Below are 24,751 nucleotides of genomic sequence, written 5' to 3'. Positions count from 1 at the left end.
GACCTCCGGAGAGCCCGTGACCGACCCGAGCGCCCTGATCGGGTACCTGCTCCAGAGCCCCTGGCTGGTGCCCCTGCTCGCCGTCGCCGTGATGTGCGACGGGCCGCTCCCGTTCCTGCCGAGCGAGCCGGTGCTGTTCAGCGCCACGGCCGCTGCGCTGGCGGACGGCGACCGGTGGCGGATCGTGGCCCTGTTCGGTGCCGCGGTGGTCGGGTCGCTGCTCGGCGACGCGGTGCTCTACGGCGCCGGACGCAGCTCCCACTCGGTCGTCCGGGGCGCCCGTCGCGGCGACGGGACCGGCGCCTGGGTCCGCCGCCACCTGCACCGCCGACCGGTCGCCGCGCTGGTCGCGACCCGGCTGCTGCCCGGCGGACGGCTGGCGAGCGTGTCCGCGGCCGGCCGGGTCCGGCTGCCGCTGCGCGCGTTCCTGCCCGCGACCGTCGCGAGCGCCCTGGTGTGGAGCACCTGGATGACCGGCATCGGCGTCCTGGTCGGGCCGATCACGCGCGGCGACCCGCTGATGTCGGTGCTCGCCGGGGTCGTCCTCGCGGCGCTCGTCGCCTCCGCGGTGGCCGCGGCCAGGGCGCTGTTGCGGCTGCGCCGTCCCGTCGTCGCGGTCTGACGCCCGCCCGACCCGTTCGCGCCGAACCGGCGGGTTCCGCGCCGTTCGGACGGCCTACTGTGCTGCGGCACATGGCAAGCTGGGCCGTCCGGACGAACGGGGCGGGGAGAACTGAGGACGTGCACGACGACGGCGACCGGGTCTCGGCGGTGGCGGTGGGGCGGCCGGTGGTGCCGCCGGGGGTCGAGGTCGTGGCCCACGTGCCGCCCGTGCCCGCGGAGGGGGCCGCGGCCGCGGTCGACCGCGCCCGGCCCGGTCTGGTCCTGGTCGACCTGACCGGCCCCGAGGGTGTGGCGCCCGCGGTGATCGCCGCCGTGCTCGCCCGCGTGCCGGACGCGGCGGTGCTCGCGGTCGCCGGTGCGGTCGCCGACCACGCCCGGGTCCTCGACGCGGTACGGGCCGGGGCGACCGGCGTCGCGACCGGTGCGGACCCCCGGGAGCTGGCCGCCGTCGCCGCCGCGGCCGCCGCCGGGCGTCCCGCGTTCTCCCCGGGGCTGGCCGACGTCGTCCTGGAGTCGGTCGCGGCCCCCACGCACGCGGTACCGGAGCTCAGCCCGCGCGAGTCCGAGGTGCTGCGGCTGGTGGTCGAGGGGCTCACCGCCAGGCAGATCGCAGCCCGCCTCGTGCTGTCCCCGCGCACGGTCGAGAACCACGTGCAGCGGCTGCTGCGCAAGTTCGAGGTGCCCGGCCGTGCGGCCCTCGTCCGGCACGCCATCGAGTACGGACTCGCCTGAACGTCGTTTGTGCGTTTTCACGTACTTCCGTACTTTGGGTGCGTGAGCGAGATCGAGGAGCGGCTGCGCGCCGTCGAACAGGCCGTCGTGGAGCTGCAGGAGGCCCGGCGGGCCGCCGCCCGGCCGGACGCCGTCGGGTCCGCGGACACCGCCGTCCCCGACGACGACGCGCTGTGGGCGCTGACCGGGCTGGAGGCCCGCAGCCCCGGCGCGGTGCTGATGGCCGGCAGCGTGGGGCTCCCCGGCGACGAGGGCACCGTCCGCTGGCAGTACGCCCGCCCGGGCGAGGTCCTGCTCGACGCCGACTGGCCCGAGCTGAGCGCGACCCTCGACGCGCTCGCCCATCCCGCGCGGCTCGCGATCCTGCAGCACGTGCTGGGGGGCGTGCACAGCACCGCCGAGCTGCTGGAACAGCCCTCGGTGGGCACGACCGGGCAGCTGCACCACCACCTGCGCCAGCTCGTCGCCGCCGGCTGGCTGGCCTCGACCCGGCGCGGCCACTACGAGGTCCCGGCCGCCCGGGTCGTCCCGCTGCTCGTCACCGTCCTGGCCGCGCACCGATGAGGGGAACCGTCATGACCACCTCCGTCACCGGGCACCGGATCGGGATCGTCGCGGCCGTCGTCGCCGTGCTGGCCGTGCTCGTGGGGGCACTCGCCGGCCCGGAGCGCCAGCGGCTCGGCCCGCAGGACGCCGGGGACCCGGCCCTGGCGGACCGGGTCCGGGCCGCCGCCGGGCCGCTCGGCGGCCTGCGGTCGCTCGCCGTCGCCGAGGTCACGCCGACGACGGTCACCACCGCCGGGCTCGGCCCCGCCGACGCCGCGGCCCCCTTCGAGATCGGGTCGGTCACCAAGACCTTCACCGCCGCGCTGTTCGCCGACGCCGTGACCCGCGGCGAGGTGCGCCCCGACGACCCGCTCGAGCGCGCACTGCCGGAGCTGGCGGGCACCCCGGCGGGCGCGGTCACGCTCGCCTCGCTCGCCCAGCACCGCTCCGGGCTGCCGGCGCTGGGGGCGACCGCCGCCGCCCGGGCCCTGGCCACGGCGGTGAACCTGAACCCCTACTCGACGACGACCACCGCGCAGCTCCTCGACGACGCCCGCACCGCCGCGGTCGACCCGCAGCAGCCGCCGACGTACTCCAACTTCGGTGTCGCGCTGCTCGGGACCGCGGTCGTCCGCGCTGCCGGCGCCGACGGCTACCCGCAGCTGGTCGCGGACCGGATCACCGGCCCCCTCGGCATGGCCTCGACGACCTTCGCCGCCACCGACGCGCAGGTCCCGGACACCGCGGTCCCCGGGCACCGCGACAACGGCCGCCCCGCGCCCCGCTGGGCGGGTGAGGGCTACCTGCCCGCCGGGAGCTCGACGTTCTCGACCGTCGACGACCTCGCGCGCTGGGCACAGGCCCAGCTCACCGGCGTCGCACCGGGGACCGGGGCGCTGACCCCGACCGCGCAGGACGACCCCGGCACGTCGATCGGCTGGATATGGGTCACCAGCGGGGCCACCGGCGCCGACGACGCCCGGTACCCCTACGTCTGGCACAACGGGGGCACCGCCGGGTTCAGCAGCATGCTGGCCCTCGACCGCGAGGGCGGGCGGGCGGTCGTCGTGCTCGGCGACACCACCGCCGGGGTCGAACCCGTCGCCCGCACCCTGCTGTTCGGCACACCCCCGTCCGACGACGGCGCGGACCTGTTCGCGTGGGCGCCGGCCGCGATCGCGGCACTGTTCTCGCTGCTCGCGCTGCGCCGTGCGCTGCGGGAAGGTGCGCTGCTGCCGATCGCCGACGGCCTGCTGACCGCGGTGTTCGGGCTGGTGCTGCTGTGGAACCGGGGCCCGTGGTCCTCGGTCGGCGGTTGGGTGTGGGGTCTCGTCCTCGCTCCGGCCGCGGCCGCGCTGGCGGTCGCCGTGGTGCGGGGCCGCACGCTGCCGCTGTGCCGGCCCGGGCACGCCGTCACGGCGTGGGCCGGGCTCGGGTTCTCGGTGCTGCTCGTGGCCGTCGCGGTGTGGGCGGGCTGAGACGGGCGGTGGCCGCGGGGCGCGATGGTGCGCCTCGGGGAGTGCGCGGCTACGGACGCGACGTGAGCCGGGCCAGCGCCGCGTCGAGGACGGCCGGCACGTCCGGCGCGGACAGCACGTCCACCGGGCGGGTGCCGGGTCCGGCGGGCACGGTCGCCCCGCGGGCGGGGCCGAACCCGGTGTCCACGGTCAGCGCCGTCGGCGTCGGCGTCAGCGACCCGGGTGCGACGCACTCCAGCAGCGCCGTCGCGTCGTGCAGGGCGACCGCGTCGCGGCCGTAGCGTTCCCGGTAGAACCGCATGTACGGGGCGATCATCGCGGCCAGCTCGGCGCCGACCGGGTCGGCGTCGCCCAGTGCGGCGACCCACTCCGGGCCCGCGGCACAGCCCAGCGTGGTCTCCAGGGGCACCAGCGCGACCGGCACGGAGCCCTCGCCGGGGTCCTGGGCCAGGACACGGTGGGCGGCCTCCGGGTCGGCGTGGACGTTGAACTCGGCGGCACCGGTGACGTTCCCGCCGCCGATCGCCCCGCCCATGACGACGACCCGCTCGATCCGCCCCACCAGATCCGGGCGGGCGGCCAGCAGGATCGCGGTGTCGGTGAGCGGGCCGATCGAGGCGATCGTGACCGGCTCGGTCGCCTCCTCGAGGACCCGCGCCATCAACGCGGCCCCGGACCCGGGCATCGGTGCGGCGGGGCCGGGCAGCGACGCAGCGCGCCCGCCGAGCCCGTCGGAGCCGTGCACGTGCCCGGCCCGCCGCTCGAGCCGGTGCACCAGCGGCCGCGCCGCGCCGACCCCCAGCGGGACGTCCGGGCGCCCGGCGAGGGCGAGCAGGCGACCCGCGTTGGGCAGGGTGGCGTCCAGTCCGACGTTGCCGAAGGTGGCGACGACGGCCCGGACGTCCACCTCGGGGCTGCGCAGGGCCAGCACGAGCGCGACGGCGTCGTCGACGCCGGGATCGGTCGAGATGATCAGGGGGCGGGGCACACCGGCGAGCCTACGACCGGCCCGCCGGGGTGATCACTCGCTGCGGGTGGGCTCGTCCTCGTTGTCCGCCTCGACCTCGCGGGCGGCCGCCCCGGTGGCCCCGGAGTCGTCGGTCGTCGCGTCGGGCCGCGGGTTGCCTGCCTTGTCCGTGTCGACGCGGGAGGTGCCGCCTCCTCCGGAGGTCAGCTCGTCGGTGCCGACGTCGGTGCCGTCGTCGGGCTGGCGGTGCTCGCTCACAAGCGGACCTCTCGGGTGGGGTACGGGTACTCGCCGGAGGTACCCGTCGCCGGTGGGGTGCACACGCCTAGTCTCTGCCGGGTGCGACGTCCGCCGATCCCCGACGCCGACCCGGAGCAGGCGAAGCTGTTCAGCCTCACCTCGCTGCGCTGGATCCTGCGCCACCGCGCGTACAGCCCCTGGTACCTGCGGCGGTACTGGCGGCTGGCGAAGCTGCGACTGCGGCACCCGCACGTCGTACTGCGCGGCATGGTGTTCCTGGGCCGGGACGTGACGATCGAGGCCCGACCCGGATTCGGGCGGCTCGAGATCGGCCGCTGGGTGCACATCGGCGACGGCACCGCCCTGCGCTGCCACGAGGGTTCGATGCGGATCGGCGACAAGGTCGTGTTCGGCCGGGACAACACCGTCAACTGCTACCTCGACGTCGAGATCGGCGCGACGACGCTCGTCGCCGACTGGGTCTACGTCACCGACTTCGACCACCGCACCTCCGACGTCCGGCGCCCGATCAAGGACCAGGGCATCGTGAAGTCGCCGGTCCGGATCGGCGAGGGCTGCTGGCTCGGGGTGAAGACCTCGGTGCTGCGCGGCACCCGGATCGGCCCGGGCAGCGTGCTCGGGGCGCACGCGGTCGCGCGGGGGGACATCCCCGCGGAGTCGATCGCCGTCGGGACCCCGGCCCGGGTGGTGCGCGACCGGCGGGCCGACTACGAGGCCGCCGCCGCCGAGCGCGCCGCGGTCGCGGACATGGCACGCAAGGCCGACCGGGCCCTGCAGGCCCGGCTCGACCGGGCCTGAGCCGGCGGCTCAGGCGTCGAACAGGTTCCCGGTGGGGATCTTGGGGCGGGGGAGCTCCCGGGGCCCGGCCGCGGTGGCGCCGGCGTAGATGCGGGCGGTGTGCCCGGCGATGACCGGCCAGGCGAACTCGGTGCGCAGCCGGGCCCGGGCCGCGCGGGCCCGGCGGCGGGCGGCGGCCGGGTCGGCCAGCGCGCGGTCGACGGCGTCGGCGATCCCGGGGACGTCGCCGGGGGCGAACCCGAGGCCGGTCTCGCCGTCGCGGACCAGCTCGCCGAGCCCGCCCGCGGTCGAGGCGACGAGGGTCGCTCCCACCGCGGCGGCCTCCAGCGCGACGATCCCGAACGGCTCGTAGCGGCTCGGCAGCACGACGGCGTCCGCGCCGCGCAGCAGGGCGGTCAGCTCGGCGTCGGGCAGGTGGCCGAGGAAGGTCACCGAGCGCGTCACCCGGTGCCGCGCCGCGCGCTCGGCCAGCATCTCCTGCTGCGTCCCGCCCCCGGCGACGAGCAGCCGGGTCCCGCGGTGCCGCCGCCGGATCCGGGGCAGTGCCGCGATCAGGTCCTGGACGCCCTTCTCGTACTCCAGGCGTCCGAAGTAGACGATCCGCGGCCCGTCGCCGGCGTGCGCGGGAGCGGCGGCGCGGGACCGCCAGCGACGCGGGTCGATGCCGTTGTGCACCACGTGGACGGCGGCCGGGTCGAGGTCGTGCAGCGCCGACACCTCGGTGCGCATCGCGCCGGAGCAGGTGATGACCTCGTCCGCGCGCTGCGCGAGCCACCACTCGGTGGAGTGCACCTGCCGGTTCAGCGGCCCCGGCAGCCAGCCGGAGTGCCGGCCCGCCTCGGTGGCGTGCACGGTCGCGACCAGCGGGACCCCGAGGACGTCGGCGAGCGCGATCGACGGGTGCGCGACGAGCCAGTCGTGGGCGTGCACGACGTCCGGCCGCCAGCCCGGCAGCAGCGCGGTCAGCGCGTGGCGCAGCATCGCGTGCCCCATCGCGAGCGTCCACGCGACCAGGTCGGTGCCGAACTCCAGCTCCGGCGGGTCCTCGGCCACCCGCAGCACCCGCACCCCGTCGACGGTCCCGGTGCGGGTCGGGTGGGTCTCGGCGTCGGTGCCGGTGGGGGCCCGGGACAGCACGACGACCTCGTGCCCGGCCGCGACGAGCTCGCGGGACAGCGCGTGCACGTGCCGGCCCAGCCCGCCGACGACGACCGGCGGGAACTCCCAGCTGACCATCAGCACCCGCATCGCTAGATCCTGACAAACACCGGACCGGCGGTAACCCCCGGGGCACCGTGCCCACCGTGCCCACCGCGTCGACTCCGCTCCGCCGTGCCCGATCCCTGTCGCGCGCCGGTGTCCCGCGCCGAACCGGCGACGCGCGGGGGTCGGGAGAACGCGCGTCCGATCGGGAGCGCGTTCTCCGGACGCGGACGCGTCCATCGGCCGGTCGGTGGGACGTGGCACGGGGCGTGGGTGGGGTCCGTCGCGTGGCTACCCGCCACGTCGCGCGGCACCCCGCCCCGTTGCGCGGCACCCCGCGCGGCGATCGTCGCGCCGGGCGACAGGTCGCCACACCGTGCGATCGCTGCGCCGCGCCCGGCGGAACAGGATCGGTGGCCCGGGCGGCCGGGGCCCGAGGCGTCCGGGCCGGTGCCCCACCGACCCCGACCCCGCCGAATCCGCTTACCCGGTAAGGGAGTTCGCGGTCAGACCCGTCCCAGGTCCCGGGCGTCCACGTGCCCGAAGGTCGGCAGCGGCGCGTCCGCCCAGGCCGCGACCCGGCGCTGTGCGGCCCGCCGTCGCCCGGCGCGCAGCAGCCCGGACAGCTCCGCCACCCGTCCGGCGTGCAGGTCGGCGCGGGAGCGGGCGTACCCGGCGGCGGAGTCCTTGCTGACCATGAACGCCCAGTCGCTGGACAGGGCGTGCAGCGCCTGGTCGGCGAGCAGGTCGGCCAGCGGGTCCCGGAGGGGGCCGGGCAGCGGGGCGGCGAGCAGGTCGGACTGGACCTCGGCGTTCCGCGCGACCAGGTCGGCGACCTGCGGCCCGGCCCAGACCCGCCAGTCCTTGCCCGAGCCCCAGGACGACTCCCGCAGGTCGACGGGGTCGCCGACCAGACCGTCGTCGACGGCGTCGCCGAGGGTGCGCACGGCGACCCCGGCCTCGGGCAGCCTGCGCAGCACCGCCGCCAGCCAGGCGGGTCCCTCGTGCCACCAGTGCCCGAACAGCTCGGTGTCGAACGCGGCGACGGTCAGCGCCGGGCGGCCGCGCTCGGCGCGCAGCGCGGTCAGCCGTGCGACCACGGTGTCGACGAAGTCGTCGGCGTCGCGGGAGACGGCGCGGGCGGCGAGCGCGGGGTCGTAGGGCCTCTTCCGCTCGGTCGGTACCCGCCGTCCGGTGACCCGCGCCGGCTTGAGGCCGGACTCGTGGTCCCAGGTGTGGAAGTCGCGGTACTCGGCCGAGCCGGGGTAGCCCTTGCGGGGCGACCACACCCGGTAGGTGACCTCCAGGTCGCGGCCGACGCACACGACGTCGGAGGTCCCGACCGGCCGGGCGAACGCGGTGTCGCCGCGCAGCGCGGGACCGTCGACGAGGAAGCGGCGCACCCCGGCGGCGGCGTAGCCGTGCTCCATCCCGGGGGCGAAGCCGCACTCGGGCGCCCAGATCCCGGCCGGCCGGGCGCCCAGTCGCAGGGCGTGGTCGTCGAGCCCGGCGCGCAGCGAGAACGCCCGCACCCGCGGGTCGAGCAGCGGCTGGAACGGGTGCGCGGCCGGCCCACCCAGCAGCTCGACGGCGCCGGAGTCGCGCAGACCGCGTAGCGCGGGCGACCCGCCGTGGCGCCAGTGCCGCTCGAACTCCGCCGTCGCCGCCGTCGACACCCGGTGCTCGTGCGCGGCCAGGTCCGGCAGCCGGCCCGCCGCCGAGTGCGCGCGCAGCGTCCACCCGCCGAGCCAGTCGTGCACCCCGCGCAGGCAGTGCGGGTCGTCGAGCTGTGCGGCCAGCACCGGCGTCACCCCGAGGGTGGCCAGGCCGGTGCGGCCCTCCTCGGCCAGCTCCCGCAGCGTCGCGACGACGGGCAGGTAGGAGTGCGCCCAGGACTGGTAGAGCCACTCCTCGCCGACCGGCCACCGGCCGTGCCGGGCCAGCAGCGGCAGGTGCGAGTGCAGGACGAGGCAGAACGTCCCGACGGGCGCGCGGCTCACGGCCGGGTCGCCGTGACCAGCAGGTCGAGCGAGGCGTCGAGGTCGGTGTGGTCGCCGGTGCGCAGCACGAAGTCCGAGCACCGCACCCCGGCGACGTCGACGGCCAGCGCCTGCGGCCACGGCTCCCCGGACAGCGCCAGCCGGGTCTGCGCCTCGATCAGGCCACCGTGGCGGGCGTCGAGCTCGCGCAGCCGCGGACCGTGGTGCAGCCCCTGCACGACGACACGGCCGAACCCGGCGTCGTCGACCAGGCCGGCCAGCTCGCGCGGGTCGAGCTCACGGGTGTGGAACGGGTTGAGCGGGGTGTCCCGACCGGGGGAGAAGGTGATCCGGTTCGGCGTCGACACCATGAGCCGCCCGCCGGGACGCAGCACCCGCCTGCACTCGCGCAGGAACCGCTCCTGCTCCCACAGGTGCTCGATGACCTGCAACGACACGACGACGTCGACGCTGCCGTCGGGCACCGGCAGCGCCACCAGGTTGGCCCGGGCCACGTCCACCCGCGGGTAGCGGGCCCGGACGTGGGCCACGGTCGTCGCGTCGTAGTCCAGCGCCAGCACCGAGCGGGCGGCCCCGGCGAGCAGGTCGGCGCCGTAGCCCTCGCCGCAGCCGGCCTCCAGCACGGCGACGCCCGAGCAGTCGGCGGCGATGGCCGCGTAGACCACCTCGTGGCGGCGGAACCAGTAGTTCTCGTGGCTGATGCCCGGGACGGTGCGCTCTCCGGTGAGGGGCAGGCTGCTGGTCACCCACCGACTTCACCACGCCCGTCGGGGGGAGTTCGCACCGGTCCCCTCGCGTGCGCTACCGCTCGTCGACGCGGAGCAACGCAGTGTCACCACGGACGTCTGACGACGTGGAGCCCGACCGACATCCCGCCAGGCACGACGGAGGGGGACACATGACCGACATCGCGACCGACGAGGACACGGTGACGCTGACCATCACCGGCCGTAGCGGATCCTGGCTGGTGTCGGGTGTGCTCGGCCGGGAACCGCTGCCGCTCAAGGGGTTGGACGACGGCGCGCTCGCCGAGATGCTGTGGGCGATGCTGCCGGTGGCACCGTCGGCCGCGCACGGGCCCGCGTACCCGGCCCCCGCGCCCGGTCGCCGTCACCCGGGCTGAGCCGCGGTCCGGTCGCGCACGTCCGATTCGCGGTCGGCGCACGGTTCGTGCCGGTCGGCGTGCGGTCGGTCCCCGGACGGGTATCAACCGCCCACCGACGGGTATCCGCCGTACCCCGGGCCCGTGCGGGCCAGGGATGACGCCGACGGCGTCGTGCCGAGAGGAGCCCAGGATGAACGATCCGGCGGACGAGAACGAGACGCTGTCGCTCACCATCACCGGGCGGTCCGGGTCCTGGGTGGTGTCGGGTGTGCTCGGCGACGAGCCGGTCGAGCCGCGCGCGATGGACGACGAGGCACTCGGCGAGGTGCTGTCGATGGTCGTGCCCGAGGAGGACCGCGTCCACGCCGAGCCCCCGCCCGGCCGCCGCGTGAGCTGAGCGGAGGCGGCGGGACTGCAGTCGTCCCCGCAGCAGCGACGACGCCGCCGGCAGGCTCGTCCTCGACGGCGGCCTCGACGCGTCGCTGCTCCGACCCGGTACCCCAGGAGGACGCCATGACCACCGCGACCGTCGTCGGATCCGGGCCGAACGGGCTCGTGGCCGCGGCCCTGCTGGCCCGCGCCGGGGTGGCGGTCACCGTGCTGGAGGCCGCCGACGAGATCGGTGGCGGCACCCGCACGGTGGAGGCGATCGTCCCGGGGCTGCTGGTCGACCACTGCTCGGCGGTGCACCCGATGGCCGTCGGCTCGCCGGTGCTCGAGGAGCTGGGCCTGGACCGGTACGGGCTGCGGTGGCGGCTGCCGGAGGTCGACTGCGCCCACCCGCTGGACGGCGGCGACGCCGGCGTCCTGGTCCGCTCGGTCGCCGGCACCGCGGCCGGCCTCGGGGCCGACGGCGCACTGTGGCGTGCGCTGTTCACCGGACCGGTGCGCGACTACGACACCTTCTCCCCGGACTTCCTCGGCCCGCTGGTGCGGATCCCGCGTCACCCGCTGCTGCTGGCCCGGTTCGGTGCCCCCACCGTGCTCCCGGCGGAGGTGCTGGCCAGGGCGTTCCGCACCGAGCGCGGACGGGCGCTGTTCCTGGGGTCGGCGTCGCACGCGTTCCGGCCGCTGAACCGGCCGCTGTCCTCGGCGATCGGGCTCGGCCTGTTCACCGCCGGGCACCGGCACGGCTGGGGCGTCGCCGAGGGCGGGTCGCGGGCGATCTCCGACGCGCTCGCCGCGGTGCTCGCCGAGCACGGGGCGAAGGTCGAGACCGGGGTGCGCGTGCGGACGGCGGACGAGCTGCCGCCGTCGGACGTCGTGGTGTGGGACGTCGGCCCGGACCGGCTGCCCGCCCTGCTGGGAGACCGGCTGCCGGCCCGGGTCGCGCGGGCCTACCGGCGCTTCCGTCACGGCCCGGCCGCGTTCAAGGTCGACTACGCGGTGGCGGGCGGCGTGCCCTGGACGCATCCCGACGCGCGACGGGCCGGGACGCTGCACGTCGTCGGGTCGGCGGCGGAGAACGCACTCGTCGAGCGCGAGGTGCACGCGGGCCGGATGCCGGAGCGGCCGTTCGTCCTGGTCGGGCAGCAGTACCTGGCCGACCCGTCCCGGTCGGCGGGCGACGTCCACCCCGTGTGGGCCTACGCGCACGTCCCCCGCGGGTACACCGGCGACGCCACCGAGGCGGTCACCGCGCAGATCGAACGGTTCGCGCCCGGGTTCCGGGAGCGGGTCGTGGGCACGATGGTCACCGACCCGGCCGCGTTCGCGGGCAACCCGAACTTCGTCGGCGGGAACATCCTGACCGGGTCCAAGGACCTGCGGCAGCTGCTGCTCGGGCCGCGCACGACGCTGCAGCCCTACGACACGGGGGCGCCGGGCCACTTCCTCTGCTCGGCCGCGACGCCACCCGGCCCGGGTGCGCACGGGATGTGCGGCGCGCACGCCGCGCGTCGCGCGCTCGCCCACCTGGGCCGCTGAGGGCGGCTCAGACGGGTTCGGGCTCCCCGCTGACGGCCACCACCCCGCCGATGTCCTGGCGCAGCCACGCCAGCAGCGTCGCGTCGTCCAGGGTCAGCGGGACCTCCGGCCCGCCCCACCCCAGACGTGTGGTCGGCCGGTGGACCAGCGCGTCCTCCAGCATCGCGGCCAGACCGTCGGTGGCCCGGACGGTGCGACCGCCGTGCTCGACGGTCCGGCTGCCCGGTACGTCCTCGTCGGCGTGCGGCCCCGTGCTGAGCACGTAGCCGGTCCCCAGACGGTCGTCGAACCCCGTCACCTGCACGACGGCTCCCTCCTGCCGAGTGCGCGAGGTGCCGACGGTAGCGAAACCGGACCCCCGATCAGGGGTTGCGGCGTGTGACCTCGTGCGCGCACCAGGTGAGGAGGGCCGCGCGTGAGTACGGTCACGACCTGCCCCGGTTTGCCGGGACGCTACTCGCTGGTAACAATGAACGTCACAGTGGCACGGCGTGCCGTTACGGCACGAGCAATGGCAGAGTCACCGGCTACGACGGGCGAGACGCCGCGGCCCACCCCCGCTCCGACCGAGAGCGCGCGGCGCAGCACCGTCACGGTGACGCGAGACGATCCGGACCCGGGACGACCGGGACCGGAACGCGACGAAGGACGACGCGGTGTGCGCGTGGGCGCAGGCCGCCGCGGCAGGAGGTCGAAGAGGTCCTATGAAGATCGTGACCCTGGTGAAGCAGGTGGCCGACACCTACTCGGAGCGGAAGCTGTCCGACTCCGACCACACCCTCGACCGTGAGGGTGCCGAGGCGGTGATCGACGAGATCAACGAGCGCGCGGTGGAGCAGGCTCTGCTGCTGAAGGAGGCGCACGACGGCTCCGAGGTCGTCGTCGTGTGCATGGGCCCGGACCGGGCCACCGACGCGATCCGCAAGGCCCTGTCGATGGGCGCGGACTCCGCGGTGCACCTGTCGGACGAGGCCGTCCACGGCTCGTGCGCGGTGCAGACCGCGAAGGCGCTGACGAAGCTGATCGGCACCGTGGACGGCTGGGACATGGTCATCGCGGGCAACTCGGCGTCCGACGGCCAGATCGGCGCGGTCCCGGCGATGATCGCCGAGCTGCTCGGTGTGCCGTCGCTGACCCACGCCAACGAGCTCTCGGTCGAGGGCGCCACGGTGACGGCCAAGCGGGAGACCGACGAGGGCGTCACCCACCTGACCGCGGAGCTTCCGGTCGTGGTGTCGATCGGGGAGAAGTCCAACGAGCCGCGCTACCCCTCGTTCAAGGGGATCATGGCGGCGAAGAAGAAGCCGGTGCAGACCCTGGACCTGGCCGGCGCCGGGATCGACGCCTCCGAGGTCGGTCTGGCCAACGCCCTGACCTCGGTCGTCTCCGCGTCGCCGAAGCCGCCGAAGCAGGCCGGCGAGAAGGTCACCGACGAGGGCGACGGCGGCGCGAGGATCGCCGAGTTCCTGGTCGGCCAGAAGCTGATCTGACCCCGGTTCTTCCTGGCTTCCCTCTTCGTTTGGAGATAGAGAATCATGGCTGAGGTTCTGGTCCTCGTCGACCACGTCGACGGCGACATCAAGAAGACCACATACGAGCTGCTGACCGCCGCCCGCGCGCTGGGCGAGCCGTCGGCGGTCGTCGTCGGTCCCGCGGGCACCGCGGACAAGCTGGCCGACGGCCTGACCGAGCACGGCGCCGAGAAGATCTACGTCGCCGAGACCGACTCCACCGACTTCCTCTCCCCGGAGACGACGGTCCTGGAGTCGCTCATCGGGTCGGCGTCCCCGGCCGCGGTGCTGCTCGCGGCCACCGGCAACGGCAAGGAGGTCGCCGGTCGGCTCGCCGTCCGGACGAACTCCGGGCTGCTGTCCGACGTCGTCGGCGTCTCGGCCGACGGTGTGTCGCACTCGATCTTCGGTGGTGCCTACACCGCCGAGGCGAAGTCGAACACCGAGCACCCGGTCATCACCGTGCGTCCGGGCTCGATCGAGATCGAGGCCGCCGCAGGTGCGGGTGCCCGCGAGACCGTCGAGGTCCCGGCCCCGTCCGGGCGTGCCGCGACCGTGACCGGCCGCGAGCCGATCCAGGGCGGGTCCCGTCCGGAGCTGACCGAGGCGACCGTGATCGTCTCCGGTGGGCGCGGCGTGGGCTCGGCCGACGACTTCACCGTCGTCGAGGGACTGGCGGACTCCCTCGGTGCCGCCGTCGGTGCCTCGCGCGCCGCGGTCGACTCCGGCTACTACCCGCCGCAGTTCCAGGTCGGCCAGACCGGCAAGTCGGTCTCGCCGCAGCTCTACATCGCCCTCGGCATCTCCGGCGCGATCCAGCACCGCGCCGGCATGCAGACGTCGAAGACGATCGTCGCGGTGAACAAGGACGAGGAGGCGCCGATCTTCGAGATCGCCGACTTCGGCATCGTCGGCGACCTGTTCAAGGTCGCGCCGCAGCTGCAGGAGGAAGTGGCCAAGCGCAAGGGCTGACCCCTTCCGGTCCTCCACCGCGTCGACGCCCGGGTGCCGCCCGCACCCGGGCGTCGTCGTGTGTGCGGGGCCTGTTCACCCGCTCCTGCCTGCGACGACACCTGTCCGGGTCCGTTCACCCCGACGCCACCGGCGTGTCGGTCCGCAACCGCCCGGGTGTCGCACCCGGCCGGTACCAAGCCGGGTGTGAACCAGGTGATCGTCTCGACCCCGGAGACCGCGGCCCGGCGGTACTCCCTGCTCCTCACGACCGACGACGGCGACGTCGCCGCGGCGCAGGCGCTGCGGCACCGGGTGTTCGCGGGTGAGCTGGGCGCCCGGCTCGACAGCCCCGTCCCCGGCCGCGACGTCGACCGCTTCGACGCCCACTGCGACCACCTCGTGGTCCGCGAGGACGCCACCGGCGAGATCGTCGGCACCTACCGGATGCTCCCGCCGCAGCGGGCGCGCGCCGCGGGCGGCCTCTACGCCGACGGCGAGTTCGACCTCACCAACCTCGACCCGCTGCGCCCCGGCATCGTCGAGACCGGGCGCTCCTGCGTGCACCCCGACCACCGCGGCGGCGCCGTCGTCGGGCTGGTGTGGGCCGGGCTCGCCCGCTACATGCTGCTCACCGGGCACCGCTGGCTGATCGGCTGCGCCAGCGTCTCCCTCGCCGACGGCGGCACCCAGGCCGCCGCGGTCTGGGACCGGGTCCGCGCGAAGCACCTCGCGCCCGAGGAGTACCGCACCGTCCCGCACCGCCCCTGGGACCCGACCGGCGCCCCCGCGGGCCGGGGCGGCGGCATCCCGCCGCTGCTGCGCGGCTACCTGCGCCTGAACACCTGGGTGTGCGGGCCGCCCGCGCACGACCCGGACTTCGGCGTCGCGGACTTCCCGGTGCTGCTGGGGATGGACCACATCGACCAGCGCTACCTGCGCTTCTTCCTGGGCGAGGACGCCGCCGGGGTGACGGGCGCATGACCGTCGCCGCCGGGCCGGAGGGCGACGCCGGCGCGCCCCTCCGCCCGCGCCGCCGGTTCCGGCCGCGCGGCCGTGCCTCCACCGTCCCCGTCCCGTCCGCCGGGGCCGCGGTGCTGTCGTCCGCTCCGCCAGGAGCCCCGGCCGCCCCGGTCGTCCCGGCTGTCGTGGGGGACCCCCGTGGCGCCGTGCACCACCCGGCCCGCGCCGCCCTGCGGACCCCGGTGCACCCGCTCGTCGACCACCCCACGCACCCGCCGGCACCGCCCGCGTCGCGGCGTCCCGGCGGGCCGTGGGCGGCCTGGTCGCCGTGCACCCCGCAGGAGTGCCTGCCCCCGCGCGGTACGACCGGCACGCTGCGCCTGGCCCGCCGTACCGCGGCGCTGCTCTCGGTGCTGGCGGTGGCCGTGACCGTCGTCCCGGCCGCCGCGCTGCTCGGCGCCCGGGCACTGGACCCGGTCCTGCGGGCGCTGCACCGCGCGGTGCTCCGCGCCGCCGGGGTCGGGCTCGTCGTGCGCGGCGGGCCGCTCGCGCCCGCGGACGGGCGGGGCGCGCTGGTCGTGGCCGACCACACGTCGTGGATCGACATCCCGGCGCTCGGTGCGATCGGCCCGGTCACCATGCTCGCCAAGCGGGAGGTCCGGGACTGGCCGCTGATCGGCGCGCTCGCGGCCCGCATCGGGACCCTGTTCGTGCACCGCGAGGGCCTGTCCCGACTCCCCGGCACCGTCGCGACCTGCGCCGACGCGCTGCGGGACGGCACGCTGGTCGGTGTCTTCCCCGAGGCGACGACGTGGTGCGGCGCGATCTCCGGGGACTACCGGCGGGCCCCGTTCCAGGCCGCGATCGACGCGGGTGCCCCGGTCCGTCCGGTCACCGTCGCGATCACCACCCCGGACGGGCGGCCGACGACGGCCGCCGCGTTCGTCGGCGAGCAGACCCTCGGTGACACCGTCGGCCGGGTGCTGCGGCTGCCCGGCCTGGTCTGCGAGGTCACCGTGGGCGAGCTCGTCGAGCCGGGCCCGCACACCGACCGGCGCGCGCTGGCCGCCCGTGCCCGCGACCGGGTCCGTCACCCGCGACCGGCCGCGACCGCCACGGCCGTGTGAGACGGACGGTCGTCCACGACGGGTTCGGCACGCACCGCTGTCACGACGGGGTCTACCCTGGAGGCCGATGACGTACCTGGACCACGCGGCGACCACACCGATGCTGCCGGCTGCCGTCGCCGCCATGAGCGACGCGCTCGGCCGCACCGGCAACGCGTCGTCGCTGCACTCGTCGGGCCGCCGCGCCCGGCGCGCGGTCGAGGAGGGGCGCGAGCGGATCGCCGAGGCGGTCGGGGCGCGCCCGTCCGAGGTCGTGTTCACGACCGGCGGCACCGAGAGCGACAACCTCGCGGTCAAGGGCCTGTTCTGGGCCCGCCGGGCCGCGGACCCGCGCCGCACCCGGGTGCTGGTCTCGGCCGTCGAGCACCACGCGGTCGTCGACGCGGCGGAGTGGCTGGCCACCCACGAGGGCGCCCGGCTGCGGATGCTCGAGGTCGACGCGACCGGCCGCGTCCACCCGGAGACGCTGCGCGCCGCGCTCGCCGAGGACCCGGACGGGAACGCCCTGGTCTCGGTCATGTGGGCCAACAACGAGGTCGGCACCGTCAACCCGGTGCGCGAGCTCGCCGCCGTCGCCCACGAGTTCGGGGTGCCGTTCCACACCGACGCCGTGCAGGCCGTCGGCGTCCTCGACGTCGACTTCGCCGCGAGCGGCGCCGACGCCCTCACCCTCACCGGGCACAAGCTCGGCGGCCCCTACGGCGCGGGCGCGCTGCTGCTCGGCCGCGAGGTCACCTGCACCCCGCTGCTGCACGGCGGCGGCCAGGAGCGCGACGTCCGCTCCGGCACCCTGGACGTGCCGTCGCTGGCCGGGCTGGCGACGGCCGTCGTCGAGTCGGTGGCCGCCGCGCCGCGCCGCCGCGTGCACCTGGCCGGGCTGCGCGACGAGCTGGTCCGCGTCGTGCGCACCGAGGTGCCCGACGCGGTCCTGAACGGCGACACCACCGACTCCCGGGTCGACGGCGGTCCCGGCAGGCTGCCCGGCAATGCGCACCTGTCGTTCCCCGGCTGCGAAGGCGACAGCCTGCTCATGCTGCTCGACGCCCACGGCATCGACTGCTCGACCGGGTCGGCCTGCACCGCGGGCGTCGCCCAGCCCAGCCACGTGCTGCTGGCGATGGGCGCCGACGAGTGCACCGCCCGCGGGTCGCTGCGCTTCTCCCTGGGGCACACCAGCACCTCCGCCGACGTGGCCGCGGTCGCCGGGGCCATCGGGTCGGTCGTGGAGCGCGCCCGCAACGCGAGCCGTCGCACCCCCGCCTCGGTCACGGGCTGAGCCGTGCGGGTCCTCGCTGCGATGAGCGGCGGCGTCGACTCCGCGGTGGCCGCCGCGCGGGCGGTCGCCGCCGGACACGACGTCGTCGGGGTGCACCTCGCGTTGTCGCGCACCCGGGACGCCATGCGCTCCGGGTCACGGGGCTGCTGTTCCAAGGAGGACGCGGGCGACGCCGCCCGCGCCGCGGACGTCCTCGGCATCCCGTACTACGTCTGGGACCTGTCCGAGGAGTTCACCCGCGACGTCGTGGACGACTTCGTCGCCGCCTACGCCGCCGGGGAGACCCCGAACCCCTGCCTGCGCTGCAACGAGAAGATCAAGTTCGCGGCCGTGCTGGACCGGGCGCTCGCCCTCGGCTTCGACGCCGTCTGCACCGGCCACTACGCGCGGCTGGACCCGGCCGGGCCGGTACTGCGCCGCTCGGCCGACGCGGGCAAGGACCAGTCCTACGTCCTGGCGGTGCTGCGCGCCGACCAGCTGCGGCACGCGATGTTCCCGGTCGGCGACACCCCCAAGCCGGAGATCCGGGCCGAGGCCGCCCGGCTCGGGCTGCGCGTCGCCGGGAAGCCCGACAGCCACGACATCTGCTTCATCCCCACCGGCGACACCCGCGGCTTCCTGGCCGACCGCCTGGGCACCACTCCCGGCGCGCTGGTCGACGCCGCCTCCGGCGAGACCCTCGGCACCCACGACGGCGTGCACGGCTTCACCGTCGGGCAGCGCAAGGGCCTCGGGATCGACCGGCCGGCCGCCGACGGCCGCCCCCGCTACGTGCTCGGCATCGAGCCGGTCAGCGGCACCGTGCGGGTCGGGCCGGAGGCCGCGCTCGACGTCACCGCGATCACCGCGCGCACCCCCGTGTGGACCTCGGGCGCGGCGCCGGACGCACCGTTCGGCTGCGTCGTGCAGGTCCGTGCGCACGGCGGCACCGCACCCGCCACCGTCACCCCGCTCGACTCCGCCGTGCAGGTGGAGCTGTCCGAACCGCTGCGCGGTGTCGCCCCGGGGCAGGCCGTCGCCTTCTACCGCCCCGACGACGACGGCGACGTCGTCCTGGGGTCGGCGACGATCACCGGGACGGCCTGACCGAGGTCACCCGGCGGCGCCTGACCGGCCCCGGGCCCGTCCGGTCGCGGCCTTCCCGACCCGCCTCCGCCTGATCGCGTCAGCCCGGGCCGGGACCGCGTGAACGGGGACCGGGCCCGGCCGGCCGCGGCCGCCTGCCCCGGAGCACACCGCGTCCGCCGGCGCCGCGAGCGGCCTGGTCCGGCATCGCCTCTGCGCCGAGATGCACTCCAGCGGGCTGCGCGGAGCCGTTCGAGCCCGCTGACCTGCATCTCGGTGCAACCTGCCCGTCGCACCGACCCGACGAGAGCACTGCTCTTGCTTTCGTGCGACGGATAGTGAACACTGCTCTCATGACGAATCAGCGCTCTCAGTCCCACTACCTCGCCCCCGGCCGCATCACCCGCCGGCTGATGAACCCCCTGGTCGCCGGGCTGACCCGGCTCGGCCTCCCGCTCGCCGGCTCCGCGGTGCTCGGCGTCCGCGGCCGCCGCTCCGGCGAGGTCCGCACCACGCCGGTCAACCCGCTGCGCCACGACGGCGCCCGCTACCTCGTCGCCGCGCGCGGTGAGACCCAGTGGGTGCGCAACCTGCGCGTCGCGGGGGAGGCGGAGCTGACCGTCGGCCGTCGCACCGAGCGGGTGGCCGCGACCGAGCTGACCGAGCCGGCCGCCGTCGTCCCGGTGCTGCGGGAGTACCTGCGTCGCTGGGCCTGGGAGGTCGGGGCGTTCTTCGACGGTGTCGACGCCTCCTCGTCCGACGCCGAGCTCGCCGCCGTCGCCCACCGCCACCCCATCTTCGTCCTGGCCGCATGATCCTTCTCCGCGGAGCCGGGAGCGCCCCCCTCGGTCGCCGTGGGCTCCGGGAGGAGGGATCACCGGAGCGACGGACGACGTGATCGGTGAGAGGCTGTCGCGATGAGCGACCGTGACTACCGAGCACCCGGCATGCTGGTGCGCCGGGTCCTCAACCCGCTGGTCGGGGCCCTGGCCCAGCGGGGCATCACCCCGGGTGACACCGCCGTGCTCGCCGTCCGCGGCCGGCGCAGCGGCACGGTCCGCACCGTCCCGCTGACCCCGGTCCTGCTCGGCGGGACCCGCCACCTCATCTCGCCGCGCGGTGAGACCGACTGGGTCCTCAACCTGCGCGCGGCCGGCGGGAGCGCCGAGCTGCGCGGTCGTGGGGGAGCGGAGCCGGTGTCGGCCACCGAGCTCGACGCCGCGGCGGCCGTCCCCGTGCTGCGCGCCTACGTGCGCGGACTCGGCCGGGTCGCCGGGATGCTGTTCGACGACGTCGGTCCCGCCTCCACCGACGCCGAGTTCGCCGTCGCGGCTCGGCGGCACCCTGTCTTCGCGCTGCACCGGCCGCCTGAGCTCTGACCTCGCGGCCCGACGGCCCTGTTCCGGCCCCTGCGGACCGACCGCCCGCAGCGCCGGCCCCGTGCCGCCCGTGCGGTGTCCATCCTGTGGTCCCCGTCCGGCGCCGCCCCGGTGGTGATCGCCGAAAGTGGAGCGTGGAGTGCAGAGCACTGTGTCCTGCACTCCACTCCCGCCGATCATGTCCGCCCATCCTGCGCCGCCCCGCGGGCCCGGGGTCGGCCGCGGCGGTCCGGAGTGACGGGGGGAGACTGGGGGATGTGACCGTCCCGGACCCCACCGACCCGCTGGCCGCCGCGCTCGCCGCCGCCGGACTCGGCGACGTGCGTCCCGGTGAGACCCTCCCGCCCCCGCCGCGCATCGAGGTCGTCGACGACGCCCCTGCCGAGCCCGCCGCGCCCCGCGCCCTGTGGCCCGCGGGCGTCGGCACCGGCATCGGCTCGCTGCCCGGCACCGACGTCCGCGAGGCGTGTGCGCTGGTCACCGGCGAGACCCCGGAGTTCCCGGCGCTGCCCGAGCTGCCCGCCCGCGGTGTCGGCGCGGACATCGTCGGCCGCACGGCCGGGCTGCTCGTGGACCTGGCCGTCGAGGTCGTGCCGACCGGCTGGCGGGTCGCCGCCCACCCCGGGCGCGACCTGCGCCGGGCCCGCGACCTGATGTCCGGCGACCTGGACGCCTTCGACGACGCCTGCGACCGCATCCGCCCGTCCTGGGTGAAGGTGCAGGTCGCCGGCCCGTGGACGCTCGCCGCCTCGGTCGAGCTCGCCGCCGGGCACCGGGTGCTCACCGACCGCGGCGCCGTCCGCGAGTTCGCCGCCAGCCTGACCGAGGGGCTGCGCGCCCACGTCGCCGAGGTGGCGCAGCGGACCGGGGCGACGGTCGTCGTCCAGCTCGACGAGCCCGGCCTGCCCGCCGTGCTCGCCGGGTCGCTGCCGACCGCGTCCGGCTACGGCACCGTCCGCTCGATCGCCGCGCCGGACGCCCAGGACCTGCTCCGGGACCTGATCGCCGGCATCGACGCCCCGGTCGTCGTGCACTGCTGCGCGGACCGCCCGCCGATCCGGCTGCTCGCCGGGACCGGTGCGGCCGCGGTCGGGATCGACGCGACCCGGCCGGCGTTCGCCGGGGCCACCGCCGAGCCGCGCGCGCTCGACGCGATCGGCGAGACCTGGGACAGCGGTGTCCCGCTGTTCCTCGGGCTGCTGCCCGGCACCGCGCCGGCCCGCGAACCGGCGGTCGGCGATCTCGCCCGCATCGGCTACGACCTCGCCGACCGGCTGGGCTTCGACCGTCCGCGGCTGGCCCGGCTCGCCGTCCCGACGCCCGCCTGCGGGCTCGCCGGGGCGACCCCGGCCTGGGCGCACCGCGCCCTCGCCCTGTCCCGGGAGCTGGGGAAGGCCTTCGCCGACCCCGACGAGGTCCCGCCCGCCGACGAGCGCTGAGCCCTCGTACGCGCTGCCCGCCCTGCGATGCACCGACCCCCGCGAGCTGACCCACTCCGCGCGAGCTGATCCACTCGGCGCGCAGTGATCCGCGCCGCGCGCGTGTCCGGACGCGCGCGTCCCACGGATCAGCGCGCGCCCAACGGATCACGGCGCGCCGAGTGGATCACCGCGCGGCGGAGGGATCACTGCGCGGCGGGGAGGGACCCGCGGGCGCAGCGTGGCGCCGGCCCGGTCGCCGCTCAGTTCAGCTTGCGGGTGCCCTCGGGCAGGCCACCACCGGCGTAGACGTCGGTGGCGAGGTCCTCCAGCGCGGTCAGCGCCACGTTCTGGCTCCACGGGCCGTAGGACACGCGGGCGACGCCCAGCTCCTGCGCGCGCTTCAGCGGGATCGACCCGGGGATGCCGATCAGGTTGACCCGGCGCTCACCGAGCGCCTCGACCAGGCGTCCGACCTGGGTCTCGTCGAGCTTGCCCGGCACGAAGAAGTTCGACGCGCCGGCGTCGAGGTAGGCCTTCCCGCGCTCGATCGCGCCGGCCAGCACCGCCTCGGGGTCCTTGTCGCCGGCCTTGAGGAACGCGTCGGTGCGGGCGTTCAGCACGAAGTCCACGCCCGCCGACTCCGCCGCGGCGACGGCCGCCTCGACCGCCTTCACGGCGTCGGCGAGCGGCTTGACCTGGTCCTCCAGGTTCGCCCCGACGATGCCGACGTCGATCGCGCGGGCCACGGTGCCGCCCGGGTCGCCGTAGCCGGCCTCCAGGTCCGCGGTGACCGGCAGGTCGCCCGCGACCTTCGCGATCAGCCCGACCTCGGCGATCATCAGGTCGCGCGGGATGTTCTCGCCGTCCTCGTAGCCGCGGGAGGCGGCGATGCCGTGGCTGGCGGTGGCCAGGGCCTTCGTGCCCGGCGTCTCGGCGACGACCTTCGCGGTGATCGCGTCCCAGACGTTGACGACGAGCAGCAGCTCGGGCGCGGCGTGCAGTTCCTGCAGCTTCGTGGCCTTCTCGGCGGTGGAGGTCATGGGGTCACCGTAGGGCGGTTCCGGGACCGCCGCCGCGTACCCAGAACTGGGGATCTGTCGTGTCCCTGACAGCGGTGGGGCCGTCCGACCCCGATTCTGGTGCCGTGCTCCGAGACCGGCCCGATACCCGACACCCGACCGCCCCGCGGGGTGGCCTCGGGTCGTCCGCGCTCGTCCTGGGAGCACTGGGCTCGGTGTTCGTCGCCGCCGCCATCGCGCTGTCCGCGGTGTCGCCGCTGACCGTCGCCGGTCTCGCCCTCGCCTCCGCCGGGGTGGTCCTGACGATCGGTGGTCTGGTGCTCGGCACCCTGGGCGCGGTCCGCGCCTGCCCGGGCCGGTCCCGCACCGCGATCTCCGCCGCGGGGCTGTCGATCGCCGGGCTGGCCGGCGGGCTGATCTGGCTGGCCGCCTTCGTGATCCTCGCCGTCACCGGGCCGGGCCCCGCCCCGCTCGACGGTCCCGACACCACACCGGCCTGTGCGCCGGACGTCTGCCACGTCCACTGACATGCGGGCCGACCGCCCGGCCCGATCACCGCGGGGCCCGCGCGGCACGGTCGGCAGGGGGCGTCGCCCGGCGGAGGTGAGGGCCTCGATGCGCGAGCACGGCGCCGAGCTCGCCCTCGCGCTATCGTCGGTGGCCGGCGACGACGTGACGGGCCGCCCGTGCCGGTGCCGGGGGATGGGCGACCTGATCACGGGGTAACCGGTGGTGTGCCACCGACTCCCCGCACCGACGTCGTCGCACGGCGGCAGCCCGACGTGCCCGGGCCGGGCGCCTCCGCCGCGCCCGCGACCACTGTCACCGGCGCGACGCCGACGTTCCTGCCGCAGCACGCCCACGCGCCGTCGCGCCGGGTGTCCGCCGACGACCCGATCGCGTTCCGGCCGTGGCACGGGCTCGCCGTGCACCGCCCGACGGGACCGGTGGACCGGCTCCGCGCCTGCGACGAGCTCGCCGCGCGGTGCGGCGGTGCGGACTCGGTCGCGGTGACCGGGATGCGGTCCGCCTCGGAACGGCCCGCCTGATGGCCGCCGTGTTCGTCGTCGGCGCGGGGCCGGGCATCGGCCGCTCCGTCGCCCGCCGCTTCGCCGGCTCCGGGCACCCGGTCGGGGTGCTCGCCCGCTCGTGGTCCACCGTCGACGGTCTGCTCGCCGACCTGCCCGACGGGGCGGCCGGCGCCACCGCCGACGTCGCCGACGAGGCCGCGCTGCGCGCCGCCCTCGGCGGCCTGGTCGAGCGGCTCGGGGTGCCCGAGGTCGTCGTCTACAACGCCGGGGTGATCCGCACCGACACCGTCACCGGGCTCGATGCGGCCACGTTGCTCGACACCTGGGCGGTCAACGTCGGCGGCGCGGTCACCACCGCCGCGGCGCTGCTGCCGGCGATGGCCGACGGGGACGGCGGCAGCTACCTGATGACGGCCGGCATGCCGCACCCGCTCCCGCAGCTGACGAGCCTGTCGCTGGGCAAGGCCGGGCTGCGCGCGCTGGCCGAGCTGCTCGACGCCGAGTTCGGGCCGCGGGGGGTGCGGTCGGCGACCGTGACCGTGTGCGGGCCGGTCGCGCCGGGAACCGCCTACGACCCGGACGACATCGCCGAGCACTACGCCCGGCTGCACCGGCTGCCCGCCGGGGCGTGGCCGGTGGACGTGCGCCACGGCGACCCGGCCGACGCTGCGGGCTGACCCCCTCCCCGCCCTGTGGCGTCCTGCTCTGTCGTGCCCCGCCCGCCGTACCCCGCCGCGCCGGGGCGGACGCGCCGCGTCGGTTCGGGAGCCGGTGCGGCGCGGCCCGCAGAACGGTCGTGCGCGATTGATCATCGGGTGGAACGGGAACCCGGGACATGCACGTCCCGCCATGCGATCCGGAGGTCGTCCCGTGCCCGAGTTCCCCGCCATCCACCACCTCGCCCTCTCGGTCACCGACCTGGAGGTCAGCGAGCCCTGGTACTCGAAGCTGATCGGCTCGGAGCCGGCGATGACGTTGTCCGACGGGCCGTTCCACCGCCGCGTGTTCGCGCTGCCCTCGGGCCAGTTGCTGGGCCTGACCCGGCACGACTCCGTCGACACCGGTGACGCGTTCGCCCCGGACCGGCCGGGCATGGACCACGTCGGGTTCGGCGTCGCGGACCGGGCGGAGATCGAGCAGTGGCGCGACCACCTGGATTCGGTCGGGATCGCCCACGACGGGATCGTCGAGGCCGACTACGGCCTGGCCCTGTCGTTCAAGGACCCCGACGGCAACGCGCTGGAGTTCTTCCACCTCGCCTCGTAGCCCCGCTACGACGCCCGCCCGCCGGGCCCGTGGGTGGGCGCGGGGTCCTCGGCGGAGCCGGATGTGCCCGAACAGGGCTTGACCTCGAGCGGGGTTCAGCTC

Annotated in this window: 28 protein-coding genes; 21 read left to right on the top strand and 7 right to left on the bottom strand. The window is 76.2% G+C overall.

From position 1 onward, the window contains the following. Positions 1-16: 16 nt before the first annotated feature. The 4 genes from ZF1_RS21570 to ZF1_RS21555 all read left to right on the top strand — a co-directional run bounded on the left by ZF1_RS21570 (position 17) and on the right by ZF1_RS21555 (position 3,380). Complete coding sequence (locus ZF1_RS21570) at positions 17-622, top strand: DedA family protein (RefSeq protein ID WP_405415449.1); 606 nt, start codon at positions 17-19, stop codon at positions 620-622. Positions 623-693: 71 nt separating this feature from the next. After that, entirely contained in the window at positions 694-1,356 is a 663-nt protein-coding gene (locus ZF1_RS21565; RefSeq protein WP_482638208.1) for a LuxR C-terminal-related transcriptional regulator, read from the top strand. Positions 1,357-1,398: 42 nt separating this feature from the next. Then, positions 1,399-1,920, top strand: coding sequence for an ArsR/SmtB family transcription factor (locus ZF1_RS21560; RefSeq protein ID WP_346105527.1), 522 nt, complete (start codon positions 1,399-1,401; stop codon positions 1,918-1,920). An 11-nt stretch (positions 1,921-1,931) separates the two neighbouring features. Further along, positions 1,932-3,380 (top strand): serine hydrolase domain-containing protein, encoded by a 1,449-nt coding sequence (locus ZF1_RS21555; protein WP_482638207.1) that lies wholly within the window; start codon positions 1,932-1,934, stop codon positions 3,378-3,380. Positions 3,381-3,429: 49 nt separating this feature from the next. Here the strand turns inward: ZF1_RS21555 and ZF1_RS21550 are convergent, their stop codons facing one another. Both ZF1_RS21550 and ZF1_RS21545 read right to left on the bottom strand, forming a co-directional pair. Next, positions 3,430-4,368, bottom strand: a complete 939-nt coding sequence (locus tag ZF1_RS21550) for a nucleoside hydrolase (RefSeq protein WP_482638206.1) — start codon at positions 4,366-4,368, stop codon at positions 3,430-3,432. A 33-nt stretch (positions 4,369-4,401) separates the two neighbouring features. After that, the gene (locus tag ZF1_RS21545) at positions 4,402-4,605 is read right to left on the bottom strand and encodes a hypothetical protein (protein ID WP_073578469.1); all 204 of its coding nucleotides are present in this window, start codon (positions 4,603-4,605) and stop codon (positions 4,402-4,404) included. Between the two features lie 81 nt (positions 4,606-4,686). Between ZF1_RS21545 and ZF1_RS21540 the strand changes: the two genes are divergently transcribed. Beyond that, complete coding sequence (locus ZF1_RS21540) at positions 4,687-5,406, top strand: acyltransferase (protein ID WP_301548989.1); 720 nt, start codon at positions 4,687-4,689, stop codon at positions 5,404-5,406. Between the two features lie 9 nt (positions 5,407-5,415). Here ZF1_RS21540 and ZF1_RS21535 read toward each other — a convergent pair whose 3' ends face one another. The 3 genes from ZF1_RS21535 to ZF1_RS21525 form a co-directional block, all read right to left on the bottom strand. After that, positions 5,416-6,654, bottom strand: coding sequence for a glycosyltransferase family 4 protein (locus ZF1_RS21535; protein ID WP_482638205.1), 1,239 nt, complete (start codon positions 6,652-6,654; stop codon positions 5,416-5,418). A gap of 461 nt (positions 6,655-7,115) precedes the next feature. Beyond that, positions 7,116-8,609: a 1,4-alpha-glucan branching protein domain-containing protein gene (locus tag ZF1_RS21530; RefSeq protein ID WP_405415464.1), complete on the bottom strand. Its 1,494-nt coding sequence runs from the start codon at positions 8,607-8,609 to the stop codon at positions 7,116-7,118. Continuing rightward, positions 8,606-9,355: a class I SAM-dependent methyltransferase gene (locus ZF1_RS21525; RefSeq protein WP_062397239.1), complete on the bottom strand. Its 750-nt coding sequence runs from the start codon at positions 9,353-9,355 to the stop codon at positions 8,606-8,608. Before ZF1_RS21525 ends, ZF1_RS21530 begins: the two co-directional genes overlap by 4 nt. 152 nt (positions 9,356-9,507) lie before the next feature. Here ZF1_RS21525 and ZF1_RS21520 point away from each other — a divergent pair, with 152 nt between their 5' ends. The 3 genes from ZF1_RS21520 to ZF1_RS21510 all read left to right on the top strand — a co-directional run bounded on the left by ZF1_RS21520 (position 9,508) and on the right by ZF1_RS21510 (position 11,640). After that, complete coding sequence (locus tag ZF1_RS21520; protein ID WP_062397238.1) at positions 9,508-9,732, top strand: hypothetical protein; 225 nt, start codon at positions 9,508-9,510, stop codon at positions 9,730-9,732. A gap of 172 nt (positions 9,733-9,904) precedes the next feature. Then, complete coding sequence (locus tag ZF1_RS21515) at positions 9,905-10,111, top strand: hypothetical protein (RefSeq protein ID WP_062397236.1); 207 nt, start codon at positions 9,905-9,907, stop codon at positions 10,109-10,111. 116 nt (positions 10,112-10,227) lie between these two features. Next, a complete protein-coding gene (locus ZF1_RS21510; protein WP_482638204.1) occupies positions 10,228-11,640 on the top strand; it encodes a phytoene desaturase family protein in 1,413 nt (470 codons plus the stop codon). Between the two features lie 7 nt (positions 11,641-11,647). Here the strand turns inward: ZF1_RS21510 and ZF1_RS21505 are convergent, their stop codons facing one another. Then, entirely contained in the window at positions 11,648-11,944 is a 297-nt protein-coding gene (locus ZF1_RS21505; RefSeq protein WP_161152870.1) for a hypothetical protein, read from the bottom strand. Positions 11,945-12,344: 400 nt separating this feature from the next. On the opposite strand from ZF1_RS21505, the gene ZF1_RS21500 reads away from it, so the two are divergent. The 9 genes from ZF1_RS21500 (at position 12,345) to ZF1_RS21460 (ending at position 21,351) form a co-directional block, all read left to right on the top strand. Then, positions 12,345-13,130 carry an electron transfer flavoprotein subunit beta/FixA family protein gene (locus ZF1_RS21500; protein ID WP_482638203.1) on the top strand — a complete coding sequence of 262 codons (786 nt, stop codon included), beginning with the start codon at positions 12,345-12,347 and terminating at the stop codon, positions 13,128-13,130. A gap of 45 nt (positions 13,131-13,175) precedes the next feature. Then, positions 13,176-14,123, top strand: a complete 948-nt coding sequence (locus ZF1_RS21495; protein WP_224401611.1) for an electron transfer flavoprotein subunit alpha/FixB family protein — start codon at positions 13,176-13,178, stop codon at positions 14,121-14,123. Positions 14,124-14,309: 186 nt separating this feature from the next. Continuing rightward, a complete protein-coding gene (locus tag ZF1_RS21490; RefSeq protein ID WP_374210290.1) occupies positions 14,310-15,086 on the top strand; it encodes a GNAT family N-acetyltransferase in 777 nt (258 codons plus the stop codon). Next, a complete protein-coding gene (locus ZF1_RS21485; protein WP_482638202.1) occupies positions 15,083-16,192 on the top strand; it encodes a lysophospholipid acyltransferase family protein in 1,110 nt (369 codons plus the stop codon). The genes ZF1_RS21490 and ZF1_RS21485 overlap by 4 nt, the downstream gene beginning before the upstream one ends. A 67-nt stretch (positions 16,193-16,259) precedes the next feature. After that, positions 16,260-17,468 (top strand): cysteine desulfurase family protein, encoded by a 1,209-nt coding sequence (locus ZF1_RS21480; protein WP_251784014.1) that lies wholly within the window; start codon positions 16,260-16,262, stop codon positions 17,466-17,468. Positions 17,469-17,471: 3 nt separating this feature from the next. Then, positions 17,472-18,554, top strand: a complete 1,083-nt coding sequence (gene mnmA, locus ZF1_RS21475) for a tRNA 2-thiouridine(34) synthase MnmA (protein ID WP_226350163.1) — start codon at positions 17,472-17,474, stop codon at positions 18,552-18,554. 332 nt (positions 18,555-18,886) lie between these two features. Further along, complete coding sequence (locus tag ZF1_RS21470) at positions 18,887-19,348, top strand: nitroreductase family deazaflavin-dependent oxidoreductase (RefSeq protein WP_405415482.1); 462 nt, start codon at positions 18,887-18,889, stop codon at positions 19,346-19,348. 102 nt (positions 19,349-19,450) lie between these two features. Continuing rightward, entirely contained in the window at positions 19,451-19,912 is a 462-nt protein-coding gene (locus ZF1_RS21465; protein ID WP_476652411.1) for a nitroreductase/quinone reductase family protein, read from the top strand. 404 nt (positions 19,913-20,316) lie between these two features. Beyond that, a complete protein-coding gene (locus ZF1_RS21460; protein ID WP_482638738.1) occupies positions 20,317-21,351 on the top strand; it encodes a uroporphyrinogen decarboxylase/cobalamine-independent methonine synthase family protein in 1,035 nt (344 codons plus the stop codon). Positions 21,352-21,593: 242 nt separating this feature from the next. Here the strand turns inward: ZF1_RS21460 and ZF1_RS21455 are convergent, their stop codons facing one another. Continuing rightward, positions 21,594-22,373 (bottom strand): isocitrate lyase/PEP mutase family protein, encoded by a 780-nt coding sequence (locus ZF1_RS21455; RefSeq protein WP_482638201.1) that lies wholly within the window; start codon positions 22,371-22,373, stop codon positions 21,594-21,596. Positions 22,374-22,477: 104 nt separating this feature from the next. Here ZF1_RS21455 and ZF1_RS21450 point away from each other — a divergent pair, with 104 nt between their 5' ends. The 4 genes from ZF1_RS21450 (at position 22,478) to ZF1_RS21435 (ending at position 24,649) form a co-directional block, all read left to right on the top strand. After that, complete coding sequence (locus ZF1_RS21450) at positions 22,478-22,879, top strand: hypothetical protein (RefSeq protein ID WP_476652409.1); 402 nt, start codon at positions 22,478-22,480, stop codon at positions 22,877-22,879. Between the two features lie 207 nt (positions 22,880-23,086). Further along, a complete protein-coding gene (locus tag ZF1_RS21445; RefSeq protein ID WP_482638200.1) occupies positions 23,087-23,401 on the top strand; it encodes a hypothetical protein in 315 nt (104 codons plus the stop codon). Further along, the gene (locus ZF1_RS21440) at positions 23,401-24,060 is read left to right on the top strand and encodes an SDR family oxidoreductase (protein ID WP_482638199.1); all 660 of its coding nucleotides are present in this window, start codon (positions 23,401-23,403) and stop codon (positions 24,058-24,060) included. The genes ZF1_RS21445 and ZF1_RS21440 overlap by 1 nt, the downstream gene beginning before the upstream one ends. A 193-nt stretch (positions 24,061-24,253) precedes the next feature. Continuing rightward, positions 24,254-24,649, top strand: coding sequence for a VOC family protein (locus ZF1_RS21435; protein WP_208822591.1), 396 nt, complete (start codon positions 24,254-24,256; stop codon positions 24,647-24,649). Positions 24,650-24,751 lie beyond the last annotated feature (102 nt).

Source organism: Pseudonocardia sp. ZF1 (assembly GCF_056835605.1).
The sequence above is the reverse complement of the archived record's forward strand: the minus strand, read 5'-3'. Positions and strand labels throughout refer to the sequence as shown.

Coding starts and splice junctions, on each gene's coding strand:
- ZF1_RS21565 (WP_482638208.1), top strand. CDS start 694: ATGGCAAGCTGGGCCGTCCGGACGAACGGGGCGGGGAGAACTGAGGAC.
- ZF1_RS21495 (WP_224401611.1), top strand. CDS start 13,176: ATGGCTGAGGTTCTGGTCCTCGTCGACCACGTCGACGGCGACATCAAG.
- ZF1_RS21510 (WP_482638204.1), top strand. CDS start 10,228: ATGACCACCGCGACCGTCGTCGGATCCGGGCCGAACGGGCTCGTGGCC.
- ZF1_RS21535 (WP_482638205.1), bottom strand. CDS start 6,654: ATGCGGGTGCTGATGGTCAGCTGGGAGTTCCCGCCGGTCGTCGTCGGC.
- ZF1_RS21500 (WP_482638203.1), top strand. CDS start 12,345: ATGAAGATCGTGACCCTGGTGAAGCAGGTGGCCGACACCTACTCGGAG.
- ZF1_RS21470 (WP_405415482.1), top strand. CDS start 18,887: ATGACGAATCAGCGCTCTCAGTCCCACTACCTCGCCCCCGGCCGCATC.
- ZF1_RS21485 (WP_482638202.1), top strand. CDS start 15,083: ATGACCGTCGCCGCCGGGCCGGAGGGCGACGCCGGCGCGCCCCTCCGC.
- ZF1_RS21555 (WP_482638207.1), top strand. CDS start 1,932: ATGACCACCTCCGTCACCGGGCACCGGATCGGGATCGTCGCGGCCGTC.
- ZF1_RS21455 (WP_482638201.1), bottom strand. CDS start 22,373: ATGACCTCCACCGCCGAGAAGGCCACGAAGCTGCAGGAACTGCACGCC.
- ZF1_RS21515 (WP_062397236.1), top strand. CDS start 9,905: ATGAACGATCCGGCGGACGAGAACGAGACGCTGTCGCTCACCATCACC.
- ZF1_RS21440 (WP_482638199.1), top strand. CDS start 23,401: ATGGCCGCCGTGTTCGTCGTCGGCGCGGGGCCGGGCATCGGCCGCTCC.
- ZF1_RS21520 (WP_062397238.1), top strand. CDS start 9,508: ATGACCGACATCGCGACCGACGAGGACACGGTGACGCTGACCATCACC.
- ZF1_RS21480 (WP_251784014.1), top strand. CDS start 16,260: ATGACGTACCTGGACCACGCGGCGACCACACCGATGCTGCCGGCTGCC.
- ZF1_RS21465 (WP_476652411.1), top strand. CDS start 19,451: ATGAGCGACCGTGACTACCGAGCACCCGGCATGCTGGTGCGCCGGGTC.